At 73.5% G+C, this 11,254-nt stretch carries 10 protein-coding genes; 2 read left to right on the top strand and 8 right to left on the bottom strand.

Features of this window, described 5'->3' with window-relative positions; all coding sequences use genetic code 11:
* Window positions 1-170 precede the first annotated feature (170 nt).
* A complete protein-coding gene (locus tag ABTW64_RS07660; protein WP_350620947.1) occupies window positions 171-1,298 on the top strand; it encodes a M14 family zinc carboxypeptidase in 1,128 nt (375 codons plus the stop codon).
* Window positions 1,299-1,493: 195 nt separating this feature from the next.
* Here the strand turns inward: ABTW64_RS07660 and pcaC are convergent, their stop codons facing one another.
* From pcaC to ABTW64_RS07625, 7 genes are all read right to left on the bottom strand, one after another.
* Window positions 1,494-1,889 (bottom strand): 4-carboxymuconolactone decarboxylase, encoded by a 396-nt coding sequence (gene pcaC, locus ABTW64_RS07655; RefSeq protein ID WP_350620945.1) that lies wholly within the window; start codon window positions 1,887-1,889, stop codon window positions 1,494-1,496.
* Window positions 1,886-2,659 (bottom strand): alpha/beta fold hydrolase, encoded by a 774-nt coding sequence (locus tag ABTW64_RS07650; RefSeq protein ID WP_350620943.1) that lies wholly within the window; start codon window positions 2,657-2,659, stop codon window positions 1,886-1,888. The genes pcaC and ABTW64_RS07650 overlap by 4 nt, the downstream gene beginning before the upstream one ends.
* Window positions 2,656-4,179: a lyase family protein gene (locus ABTW64_RS07645; protein WP_350620941.1), complete on the bottom strand. Its 1,524-nt coding sequence runs from the start codon at window positions 4,177-4,179 to the stop codon at window positions 2,656-2,658. Before ABTW64_RS07645 ends, ABTW64_RS07650 begins: the two co-directional genes overlap by 4 nt.
* A 10-nt stretch (window positions 4,180-4,189) precedes the next feature.
* A complete protein-coding gene (pcaG, locus tag ABTW64_RS07640) occupies window positions 4,190-4,768 on the bottom strand; it encodes a protocatechuate 3,4-dioxygenase subunit alpha (protein ID WP_350620939.1) in 579 nt (192 codons plus the stop codon).
* Window positions 4,768-5,589 carry a protocatechuate 3,4-dioxygenase subunit beta gene (gene pcaH, locus ABTW64_RS07635; protein WP_350620937.1) on the bottom strand — a complete coding sequence of 274 codons (822 nt, stop codon included), beginning with the start codon at window positions 5,587-5,589 and terminating at the stop codon, window positions 4,768-4,770. The genes pcaG and pcaH overlap by 1 nt, the downstream gene beginning before the upstream one ends.
* A gap of 113 nt (window positions 5,590-5,702) precedes the next feature.
* Complete coding sequence (locus tag ABTW64_RS07630) at window positions 5,703-7,094, bottom strand: condensation domain-containing protein (protein ID WP_350620935.1); 1,392 nt, start codon at window positions 7,092-7,094, stop codon at window positions 5,703-5,705.
* Window positions 7,095-7,101: 7 nt separating this feature from the next.
* Window positions 7,102-8,484 (bottom strand): condensation domain-containing protein, encoded by a 1,383-nt coding sequence (locus tag ABTW64_RS07625; RefSeq protein ID WP_350620933.1) that lies wholly within the window; start codon window positions 8,482-8,484, stop codon window positions 7,102-7,104.
* Window positions 8,485-8,670: 186 nt separating this feature from the next.
* On the opposite strand from ABTW64_RS07625, the gene ABTW64_RS07620 reads away from it, so the two are divergent.
* On the top strand, window positions 8,671-9,975 hold the full coding sequence (locus tag ABTW64_RS07620) for a hypothetical protein (RefSeq protein ID WP_350620931.1): 1,305 nt from the start codon (window positions 8,671-8,673) through the stop codon (window positions 9,973-9,975).
* Between the two features lie 17 nt (window positions 9,976-9,992).
* On the opposite strand, the gene ABTW64_RS07615 is transcribed toward ABTW64_RS07620, so the two are convergent.
* Window positions 9,993-11,237: a glycosyltransferase gene (locus tag ABTW64_RS07615; protein WP_350620929.1), complete on the bottom strand. Its 1,245-nt coding sequence runs from the start codon at window positions 11,235-11,237 to the stop codon at window positions 9,993-9,995.
* Window positions 11,238-11,254: the final 17 nt, after the last annotated feature.

The following is an 11,254-nucleotide window of genomic DNA, read 5'->3' as shown; positions in this document are numbered from 1 at the left end:
CCGGCGCGCCCGCCAAGGCGATCGAGGACTTCAGAGGACCGCGCAACCGCGCATCCCGGTATTCGGGACGGCAGAACTGCCCATCCACGGGGGAGGCACAGCCCATACGCTCCGAGCAATCCCGGCTTCCGGGAACGTGCCATCCGGCTTTCATCGCAGAAAGGCAGCACATGTCCAGCTCCCTCCTTCCCCGCCGTGCGGCCGTCGGCCTCGTCTCGGTCGTCGCCCTCGGCGCCCCGCTCGCGATCGGCGGTCCCGCGGTCGCCGCCGGCAGCTTCCCCTCCACCGAGGGCGAGACCAACACCTCGGCGATCCTCACGTACGACGACGTGATCGCCGACCTCGAGCGGATGGAACGCACGTCGCGCTTCGGCGTCGAGGTGCAGACGCTCGCCGAGGTGGGCACGCAGGTGACCACGTCCGAGCAGGGGCGCGACCTCTACGTCGCCACCGTCGGCGACGGACCGCAGAACGTCTGGCTGCAGGGCGGCATCCACGGCAACGAGCCGTACGGCGCCGACTCGCTGCTGGCCGTGCTGAAGGAGCTCGGCACGAACGGCTCGGCCGACTGGCGCCTGCTGCGCGACACCTACACGTTCCACGTGATCCCCACGTACAACCCCGACGGCGCCGAGCTGAACATCCGACACACCGTGCTCGAGGACGGAACGCGCATCGACCTCAACCGCGACTGGCAGGTCGGCGAGTTCGTGGCCGCCGAGTCGCGCGCGTTCTACGAGTACTGGACCATGGTCGATCCGGTGTTCGCCATCGACATCCACCACCAGGGCCTCAAGACCGAGTACGGCACCGGCGACCCGGTCACCATGTCGCTCGGCGTCTCGCTCGCTCCGGGCGGCCCCACCCTGCCCGGCATCGAGGGCGGTGCGTACGACGTGCTGACCCGGCAGATGCACGTGCACGTCTACGACGAGCTCGAGAAGTACGGCTATGCCAACGTCGACCGCTACCAGGTGGGCGGCAGCGTCGAGATCGACATCCACGGCGGCGTCGTGTCGGCCATGATGCTCGGCCTCGACTACGACGGCCTCAACCCCGAGGGCCACACGAACCCGGCGATCTTCTTCGAGACCAGCGGCAACACCAGCCCGGGCAGCCTGGGCCAGAAGGCCCGCGGCAAGTCGATCCAGCAGAACGTGCGCGCGATCGAGGCCGTGCTGGTCGGCATGGCGACCGGCGAGGTGCAGCAGGAGGACCCGGAGCGCTGGGACGACATCCCCCACGCCCCCACCACCGGCTACCAGACCGACGACGGCGTCATCCCCGTCGGCTACTGACCGATGCACGCGAGGCCCGGCTCCCATGGGGCCGGGCCTCGCAGCGTCCGCCTCGCAGCGTCCGCCTCGCGGCGTCCGCCTCGCAGCGTCCGCCTCGACGACACGTGTGCTCAACGAGAACACGCGGGATGAGCGCTCGAACGACGTGTCCTCGTTGAGGACACGTGTCGTCGGGCAGGGGGATGACCCCCGGCTTCAGTCCCCGAAGACCTCGTTCGCGATGCGGAAGGCCGTGTTCGCGGCCGGGACGCCCGAGTAGATCGCCGACTGCAGGATGACCTCGCGGATCTCGTCGATCGTGAGGCCATTGCGGATGGCCGCGCGGAAGTGCATCGCGAGCTCCTCGTGGTGCCCGTGCGCGATGAGCGACGACAGCACGGCCACCGAGCGCGACCGCCGGTCGAGACCCGGGCGCGACCAGATGTCACCCCATGCGACGCGCGTGATGAAGTCCTGGAAATCGGCGCTCAGCTCGGTCTGGTTGGCCGTCGCGCGGTCGACGTGCTCGGCCGACAGCACCTCGCGGCGCACCGCCATGCCCTGGTCGTAGCGCTGCTCGTCGCTCAGGCCCTCGCCCATGGGACGTGTCATCGTGCTCCTCCGAAGAACTCGTTCAGCGTCGCGGCGACCTCGTCCGGGCGCTCGGCCGGGGCGAGGTGCGACGCGTCGTCGATGCGGATCATCCTGCCGTCGCGCACGCCGTCGGCGATCGTGCGCGCGTGCTCCTCGGGCGAGACCGCGTCGTGCTCGCCGTAGATCGCGAGCACGGGCGTGGCGATCTCGCCGAGGCGCGGCACCACGTCGTACTGCGAGAGGGCCTCGCAGCACAGCGCGTAGCTGGCGTCGTCGGCGTCGCGCAGCGCGTGCAGCAGGCGACCGGTCAGCACCGGACGGCGCTCGATCGAGCCCGGGGCGAACCAGCGCTGGGCCGATCCGACCACGAGCGATCCCGTTCCCTGTGTGCGCACCTGCGCGGCCCGCTCGGTCCACATGGCCGGGTCGCCGAACTTCGGCGACGCGCACACGATCGCGGCGGCGGTGACCACATCCGGATGCCGCAGCAGCAGCTCGAGCCCTGTCGCGCCGCCCAGCGAGACGCCCGCGTACAGCGCGGGAGCGCCGAGCTCGCGAATGCCCGCGGCCACCGCGTCGGCGAGCTCGCCGACCGTGAAGGGAGCGGTGGCGGGCCGGGAGACGCCGTGGCCGGGCAGGTCCCAGCACGTCACGCGGAAGCGCGTGGCCAGCTGCGGCACGACGTCCTCCCACAGGATCGTCGAGGTGCCCAGCGACGGGCCGAGCACGAGCAGGGGCGCGCCTGCGGGCCCGACGGGGGCCATGAACGTGAGGGCGGGCTGCGTCATCGGTGTTCCTTTCCCGCGCTCGGATCGGCGCCGAACGGGTCGTCGAACGGGTCGAAGCCGCGGCGCGGACGGGGCCGCGGCTCGGGAAGGTGCGAGCCGTCGTCGAACGGATCGTAGGGCCCCGGCGCCTCCACCGCGCGCGGCGCGGACGGGTCGGCCACCTCGATGTGCGGCGCATCGCCCAGATCGCCGTCGACGAGGCGGCCGGCCAGCCCCGTGTAGGCCGCGGGGTCGAGCAGGTCGTCGAGTCCGTGGGGAACCGCGGTGTTGGCCTCATCGAGGGCGCTGTGCACGAGCAGCGCGAGGTCGCCGCCGAGGCCGGCCGCGCGCACGATCTCGGTCACCTTGTCGGAGCCCAGGATGGGCCCGAGCACGATCGACAGGCGCTCCGAGACGATCAGGCCGCGCGTCGCCCCGAGATTGCGCGCCACCGCATCCGCGTCGGCACGCAGCCCCTCGGCGAGGTCGGCCGCGTGCGCCGCGGCGCCGAGCGAGAGGCGCAGCAGCTCGCGCAGCGTGGGCCACTCCACGTGCCAGGCGCCGTCGGGGCGCTCGTCGACCGCCAGCGCGGCGGCGGTGTGCAGCGCCGCACCGAGGTGCGGGCCGCGCATCGCGGCGGACCGGATGAGCACCGAGCGCGCCGGGTTCTGCTTCTGCGGCATGGCCGACGAACCGCCTCCCGTGCCCTCGGCGAGCTCGCCGATCTCGGTGCGCGACAGGGTGGCGACGTCGGCGGCGAGCACGCCCAGCGCGTCGAGCGCCTGCACGAGCGCGTCGCCCAGCTCGGTCACGGGCCACCGCGCGGTGTGCCAGGGCGCGTCGGGGGCGGCCAGGCCCGTCGCCTCGGCGAGCGCGGCCGGCAGCTGCGCGGCGCGATCCGGTCCCAGGATCTCGACGAACGAGGCCAGCGTGCCGCCGGCGCCGCCGAGCTGCGCGGGCAGGGCATCGCGCGCGGCGGCGAGCCGAGCGCGGGCGCGGCGCACCGCGCGCAGCCATCCGGCCGCCCGCAGGCCCACCGTGGTGGGCACGGCGTGCTGCGTGAGCGTGCGCGCGGCGGCGACCTGGTCGCGGTGCTCGCGCGCGAAGCGCTCCAGCGCGTCGGCCGTGGCGTCGAGCCCCGCGAGCACGTGGCCCGCGGCGTCCTTCGCCACGATCATCAGCGCGGTGTCCAGGATGTCCTGGCTCGTCGCACCGCGGTGCACCCATGGCTTGACGGCCGGGCCGGCGATCCGGCGCAGCTCCTTGACCAGCGGGATGACGGGGTTGCCTCCCGCGACGCCCGCGAGCGCGATCGCACGGGCATCCTCGACGCGCAGCTCGCGCGCCTGCTCGAGGATGACCGCGCGATCGAGCGCCTGGTCGTGGCCGCCGACCGCTGCGTACGCCTCCACGAGGCCGATCTCTGCGGCCACCAGCGCCGCGAGCACGGCGTCGTCGGTGACCGGCTGCTCATGCCCCGCGGTCGCGGGCGAGAGCAGGCCCAGATCGAGGTCGCTGTTGCCCGAGGGTTCAGAAGGCAATGCGCTCCTCTCAGAAGGCAAGGAAGACGGTCTCCTTGTCGCCCTGCAGGTGGATGTCGTGGCGAAGGTACCCGTCCGGGGTGCGCGTGGCGATGAGCGACGCGCGCTCGGCCTCGCTCAGCTGCGACAGGAAGGGGTCGGCCGCGAGCAGCGCCTCGTCGTCCGGAAGGTAGATGCGCGTGTGCAGCTTGTCCGGCAGGCCGCGGGCGTAGACGATCGCCGCGAAGAAGGGCGCCTTGCCGCCGACCGAGCCCGGGTTGCGGGTCCAGAAGTGGTAGCGGCCCTCGTCGGAGGTCATCGCGCGGCCGAAGCCCGTGAACGTGTGCCCGTCGCGGTGCAGCGAGCCGCGCGCGTCGGGGATCGTGCCGTCCGAGTCGGCGCCGAAGATCTCGACGCACGAGTCGGGGATCGGCGCGCCTTCGCCGTCGTACACGATGCCGGTGAGCGCGATCGAGCCGGGGCTGTGCGGGAAGGCGACCTCGCTCATCCCGTCGTACTCGAGCCCGAACTTGAAGAACGGGCCGATGGTCTGGCCGGCGGTGGCCTCGAGCTTCTTCTCGCCGAGAGCGGTGGGGGTGGGCGTGCTCATCAGTGCTCTCCCTCTTCGGGCTCGAACCAGGTGGCGTCGGGACCGTCGACGACGATGTCCCAGCGGTAGCCCATCGAGAACTCGGGCACCGTGAGGTCGTGGTCGTAGTCCGCGATCAGGCGGTCCCGATCCTTCTGCTCGCGGATCGAGTTGTAGATCGGGTCGAGCGCGAACAGCGGGTCGCCCGGGAAGTACATCTGGGTGATGATGCGCTGCGTGAAGCCCGCGCCGAACACCGAGAAGTGGATGTGCGCGGGGCGCCAGGCGTTGAGGTGGTTCTTCCACGGGTAGGGACCGGGCTTGATGGTCGTGAAGTGGTACTCGCCCGCGTCGTTCGTGATCGTGCGGCCCGCGCCCGTGAAGTTGGGGTCGAGGGGGGCGGGGTGCTGGTCGCGCTGGTGGATGTAGCGACCGGCCGCGTTGGCCTGCCACACCTCGATCAGCTGGTTGCGGATCGGCCGCCCCCAGCTGTCGAGCAGACGGCCCGTGACGGTGATGCGCTCACCCTGCGGCTCGCCGGTGTGCTGCAGTGTGAGGTCGGACTCGATCGCCGCGACGTCGCGCTGGCCGAACGCCGGCGAGAAGAGCTCGATCGTCTCGGGGTCGACGAGGCGGGGGTTCTTGGTCGGATGGCGCAGGATGCTCGACCGGTACGGCGGGAAGTCGCGGACGGTCTTGGGAAGCTGCTCACCCCCCGCGACCCGCTGCGCGAACTCGGCGTGGAGATCCTGGATCTCCTGCGTGATCTGGGACTGCGGCGGGAAGTCGTGGGACTTGAGAAGCGACTCCGGCGCGGCCGCCTGAGGGGCGGTGTCAGTCATGGCGTCTCCTTCGACGGACGGGTTCCTCCAGGCTGACACCGGGGTTCCGGAGCGCTCCGCGTTTCTCCCATCCAGTGGGAGTCTAGCGGGTGCTTGTCCCATCTCGAGGGAATCTACGGCGCCGCGGGTCCGGCCGGCTGAGCCGTCGCCTCCGCGAGCAGGCGCCGCAGGGTGAGGGCGTAGAGGTCTGCGGACGCGCGCGCCGCGGGCGTGTCCGGCACGCGGATGACGACCGACAGCCCATCGTGGTCGCGGTTGATCCACAGCGCCGAGTTGGCCGTGCGGCCCTCGCCCGTGAAGTGCAGCGCGTTGCGATAGGCCGGCAGGTCGGAGCCCGGGAACCGGCGCAGGTCGAGGTACGACACCATGTGCGGGTTGTACAGCTGGTCGGGTGTGGTCGCCTCCTCGGCGAGCAGGACGCCGAGCGCGGCGTGAACCGGCATCGCCGCGACCTGCTTCGCCACCTGCAGCGCGTGCTCGGCCGCCGGGATGGTCTCGGCCATTCCGGCCCGGATGGGGAACTCGACGGGCGCGAAGTTGCAGAACCAGCCGTGCGAGGTGGCGGTGCTCTCGTCGCGCGTGCCCAGCACGGTGACGCCCCAGTACCGCTGCGCTCCGCCCAGCTCGCGCTCGACGAGGCCCAGCGCGGCGTACACGCCGCTCGTGAAGCGCGCGCCCGCCGCGCGGCACAGCCGCTCCAGAGCAGCGCAGCCGTCCCCGTCCAGCAGCTCGTAGCCGCGGATGGCATCGGGCGCGGTCTCGCCCGGCGCCAGCCCGAGCGGCAGCGGCAGCGCCGGCATCCGGCCCTCGTGGCGCACCACGACGTCACGCCACACCGAGACCTCCGCGGAGGCGGGTGTGAACGTCGCCGCGTGGGCGCGCTCGGCATCGGCGTAGCCCGGGAACCCTGCCGCGGGCGGCAACGCCACCGGCTCGCCGCCGGTGCGCGCCGCGTAGGCGAGCGCGAGCTCCACCGGCGCCATGAGCTGCGACGCGCCGTCGGTGAAAGCGTGATCGGCGCCCCAGAACAGGCTCCACGAGCCCGCGCGCACGATCGCGCCGAGCACGAAGCCCGGCCAGGAGTCGGGCGTGCACGCCTCGTCGTACAGGGCGACGATCGCGTCGTACCACTCGGCGTCCCAGTCGGCCGGCGGGGAGACCTCGCGCGCGACGAACGGCGGGACGTCCGCGATCATCCGCTCGACCGATCCGTCGGCCGCGCCGAAGTCGAACCAGGTGCGCAGGCCCTCGTGGCGGCTCACGAAGGCGGCGAGCGCCGCGGCGAGCGCGGCCTCGTCCAGGTCGCCGGGCATCTCGGTGACCGTGCCGGTCCATGCGCGGCTGCGGCCGCCCGCGGCCCGCAGGGCCGCGAAGGCCCCGAGGTGGTCGGCCTGCAGGAACGACGGCTCGCCGGGCAGCGGACGCGACGTCGCATCGGCGGCGGGAAGGAACACCAGGATGCGACCGGGCTCGGGGCGCCAGTCGCGGAAGGGACCGAGTCTCATCGCGCCGTCACCCCGCGGTCGGAAGGGCCATGTCGGCGGCGGAGGCCTTGCCCATCACGTGCAGGTGATGGCCGACCCGGTCGAGCAGCGCGCGCACCGCCCGCTCGGCCGCCAGCGTGGCCGGGTAGCGGGCCGAGACGTTGAGCCCCTCGCGCGTGCGGATGAACCAGAAGTAGATCTCGTCGCCCGCGTACGAGGTCGAGCGCAGAGCCCGCGCGGCCCACTCGTCCCACCGGTCGGCGCCCGGCACGAAGCGGGTGTCGACGTACGAGATCGCGAAGTGCGGGCGATCCTGGATGCCGCCGAGCTCGGCGATGCGCGGGAAGGGGAAGTGCACGAGATCCTTGCCCTGGCCCGTGGCCGCGTGCACCGCCGCGACGAGATCGTCCACCTGCTCGATCCCCGTGATGTCGATGTCGATCGGGGCCAGACCGACGTACCAGCCGACGGCCGCCGTGTGCTCCGCCGAGGCCCGGGTGTGCATGGGCAGCACGTAACGCAGCCGATCGATGCCGAACGCCTCGCGGAACGCCACGCTGACCGAGGCGAGCAGCCCCGACTGCATCGAGGTGCCGAGGTCGCGGCACACGGCGCCGAGCCGCTCGGTCTGCTCGGCGCCCGCCAGCCAGACCGAGATGCTCGTCTGCGGCAGCGTGATGCGGCCGTCGAGGTCGATCGGCACCGGGAAGCGCGGGAACGCCTTGCCCTCCCCCAGGAACTCGAGCCACCGGGCGACGGGCGCGCTGGACTCGTCCAGCGCCGCCGCGATCGCCCGCTCGCGCTCCGAGTGGTCGACGTGGCTCCCGACCTCGAACACGATCAGCTCGGCGGCCGTGGCCCCGGCGGCCGCGCGCTCGTAGAGCCCCGCGAACTCCTCGAACCAGAGCAGCTGCGAGTACGCGTCCATCACGCTGTGGTCGGCGCCGAACGCGAGCACGAAGTCGTCGCGCTCGGGATCGGCGACCGTCGCGAACAGCAGATGCGGCCACCGGAGCGGGCTGACGGTCGCGAAGAAGTCCTGGATCCACCGCTGGCTGTGCCCGGCGCCGAGCCATCCGATCTCGGTCGACTCGATGTCGACCGCGCGGGCGGGCACGATGCGCCTCGTCCAGCCGCCGCCGTCGGCATCCGCGACGACGTCGCTGCGCAGCGCCTCGTGCCGGTCGATCCACGCGACGAGCGCCGCCCGCAGCGTCGGGGCGTCGAAACGGTGGGGGATGCGCATGACGGAGCCGATCCATGCGCCGGTGTCGCCGCCGCCGAGGTGCGCCTCCTGATCGGGCGACAGCCCGCGGTCGTCGCGCAGCCACGCCGACTGATCGGCGATCGGAACCCAGGTGGTCACGACGCCGGGCGGCACGTCATAGGCGGACAGCTCGGTGTACTCCATGCGGACGGAGCCTCTCTCTGCGGCGCTCGTGGGGCGAGGGCGGTGCCCGTGGGCGTGCGGTGCTCGTGGGCGGTGAACACGGAGGCGCCCGGCGGCTCCATTCCGGTCTGATTACTATATTGCGACGGCGAGAGCGTGATGCGCTGACCGCTCGCTCGCCCCACCCGAGCCCCGAATGGAGTGCCGATGGCGTCTCGCCTGGATCGTCTCGAGTTCGCCGACGACATGTTCCTGCGGCTCCACCGCGGCGCCGGCAGTCCGGCGGTGAACCAGTTCGTCTGGCGCCTTCCGGGGGCGTACGACCCGCGCAGCCTGCACGCGTTCGGCGAAGCGCTGTCGCGGGGCGCACTGCACCGGCGCGTCGCCCGCACCCCCGTGCCGCTCGCGCGCGACCGGTGGGCCCCCGCGGCGGTGCCCGCGGTCGTGCGCGTGCAGCGCGAGGCCGTTCCCGTGGACGGTGTCATCGACTGGATGGAGGCGCAGGCCGCTCTCGACGTCGACCCCCACCGCGGCACGGCGTGGGCGCTGTCGGCCGCCCCCGCGGACGACGGCTCGATCGTCTCGCTCACGGCGACGCACGCCGCGGCCGACGGGGCCGCGCTGCTCGAGGCGATCCGACGCGCCGCCGCGGGCGACGCGCCCGCTCCTCCCGCCCCGCTGCCCCCGATCGGCGCCCTGATGGCTGACGACGTGCGCGACGCCGCCGCTCAGGTGCGTGCCATCGCCCAGTGGGCGCGCAGCCGCCGCGGCGCGGCTCCTGAGCCCGCGCGGGCCGCGCTGACGCCGCTCACGGACGAGCCGCCGCTGCCGGCCGAGTGGCGCGTTCCGATCGCCGTCGCCGAGATCGCGACCGCTGACGCAGAGGCCGTCGCCGCCGCGCGCGGCGGCACCCTGAACTCGTGGTTCGTGGCCCTCACGGCACGGATCTCTGCCGCCTCCGGGCGGGTCGCCCCGGGTGACCACGTGCCCGTGGCGCTGCCCGTCTCCACGCGCCGCGATCGCGACGACCGCCGCGCCAACACCACCGACATCGCGCGGGCCGACATCGACCCCGAGACTCTGGCGGCGCGCGACCTCGGGCGCGTGCGCGCCCTGTGCAAGCAGGCGTACGTCGAGCTCGCCGCGGCTCCGCCGCCCCCGGTGCCGCTGGCGGCGCTGCAGATGCTGCCGGATGCCGTGGTCAAGCGTCTGCCGCAGCCGCCCACCGCGACGCTGCTCGCCTCGAACGTGGGGCTCTTCCCCGATGTGGCGCGCTCGGCGTTCGGGCCTGAGGCCACCGCGATCACGGGCCTCGCCCACCAGATCGGCGCGAACGCCGAGGCGATCGATGCGGCGGGAGCCGGCATCTACGCCTGGACGACCCAGAGCGGTCCGCGCCTCACCGTCACGCTCGCCGCCTGCGACCCGCGTCGCATCACCGACCGCACGGCGCTGCACCGCCTGCTGCAGGACGAGCTGGCGGCGTGGGACCTCACGGCCCGGCTGTGGTGATCGCGGCGACGCCCGGCTCAGCGCGCCTGCTCGACCAGCCGCGCCGTCTCGGCCACCGCCACGCCCGCCGGCGTCATCCGGTCGCGGATGCGCGCAGCCCGCTCGCGGACCTCGGCGCCCAGCACGCGCGCGAGCGCCTCCCGCAGCCGGCGTCGGTCGAGGCCGGCGGCCTTGACCGACGCACCCGCCCCCGCGCGGCGCAGCAGCTCGCCCCACATGGGCTGGTCGGCCGAGATCCACGCCACGAGCGACGGGATGCCCGCGCGCAGCGCGGCGCCCACCGTGCCGGCGCCGCCATGGTGCACCGCCGCGACGCAGCGGGGGAAGACCGCCGAGTGGTCGGCGGCTCCGATGCGCTTCACGTGCGCGGCGCTGTCGCGCGGCGCCCATCCGCCGCTGAGCAGGGCACGCACGCCCAGATCGGCCGTGGCGTGCTCGATCGCGCTCAGCAGCCTTTCCGGATCGTCGACGGGCATCGACCCGAAGCCGATGTACACGGGCGGCTCGCCGTCGTCGATCCAGCGCCCGAGCTCGTCGCCCACGCCCGGCTCGGCGAGGAGCGCACGGTCGTCGGCCCGGAAGTCGAGGAAGCCGGTGAAGGGCCGGTGCGCTCCCCATCCCGCGGGGAGGCCCGGGACCAGCAGCGGGTCGTAGACCTGGATCTCCAGCGCGCCGCGGTCGCGCAGCCGCTGGGGCAGGTCGACCACGGCCGGCGTCAGACCGAGCGCCTCCCGCTGCGCGTTCTCGGCACGACGCGTCAGGGCCCAGCGCAGCCGCTCGCCCGCACGCCACGCCGCGCGCTGCACGCTGCGGGCACGCACTCCGGGGATCAGCGGGGCCGCGTCGTTGGCCCGCACGGGGCAGTAGTGCAGGGCGGCGAATGCCGCGCCCTGTCGCTCGGCGACCGCCGAGCCGATCTCCTGCCCGAGCAGGCCCGTCACGATCGTGTCGGCGTCGGCGGCGAGCGCCGCGACGTCCCGACGCAGCTCGTCCCACCCGTAAGCCGCGACATCCTGCAGGGCGCGGTAGCGGATGCGCGGATCGGCCGCGCTCTGATGCAGCCGGAAGGCCTCGGACGAGAGCAGGTCGCCCGTGGGTCGGCCGATGGGCCGCGGGTCGAGACCCAGCCGGGCGGCGAGGTCGAGCAGGTCGGGGGCCACGCCCACCGCGACGTCATGCCCCCGCCGGCGCAGCTCGAGCGCCACGGAGAGCGCGGGCTGCACATCGCCGCGGCTCCCCGGCAGGGCGAAGGCGTACTTCACGAAGAACCAGCATATCG

The organism is Microbacterium sp. NPDC096154, from assembly GCF_040302945.1.
In the GTDB taxonomy this organism is placed as follows: Bacteria; Actinomycetota; Actinomycetes; order Actinomycetales; family Microbacteriaceae; genus Microbacterium.
Note: the sequence above shows the minus strand (reverse complement) of the source record. Positions and strands in the feature narration are given on the sequence as shown.

What these genes read in the sequence shown, in the direction of transcription:
- ABTW64_RS07660 (WP_350620947.1), top strand. Translation starts at nt 171, where the DNA reads ATGTCCAGCTCCCTCCTTCCCCGCCGTGCGGCCGTCGGCCTCGTCTCG.
- pcaC (WP_350620945.1), bottom strand. Translation starts at nt 1,889, where the DNA reads ATGACACGTCCCATGGGCGAGGGCCTGAGCGACGAGCAGCGCTACGAC.
- ABTW64_RS07650 (WP_350620943.1), bottom strand. Translation starts at nt 2,659, where the DNA reads ATGACGCAGCCCGCCCTCACGTTCATGGCCCCCGTCGGGCCCGCAGGC.
- pcaG (WP_350620939.1), bottom strand. Translation starts at nt 4,768, where the DNA reads ATGAGCACGCCCACCCCCACCGCTCTCGGCGAGAAGAAGCTCGAGGCC.
- pcaH (WP_350620937.1), bottom strand. Translation starts at nt 5,589, where the DNA reads ATGACTGACACCGCCCCTCAGGCGGCCGCGCCGGAGTCGCTTCTCAAG.
- ABTW64_RS07630 (WP_350620935.1), bottom strand. Translation starts at nt 7,094, where the DNA reads ATGAGACTCGGTCCCTTCCGCGACTGGCGCCCCGAGCCCGGTCGCATC.
- ABTW64_RS07625 (WP_350620933.1), bottom strand. Translation starts at nt 8,484, where the DNA reads ATGGAGTACACCGAGCTGTCCGCCTATGACGTGCCGCCCGGCGTCGTG.
- ABTW64_RS07620 (WP_350620931.1), top strand. Translation starts at nt 8,671, where the DNA reads ATGGCGTCTCGCCTGGATCGTCTCGAGTTCGCCGACGACATGTTCCTG.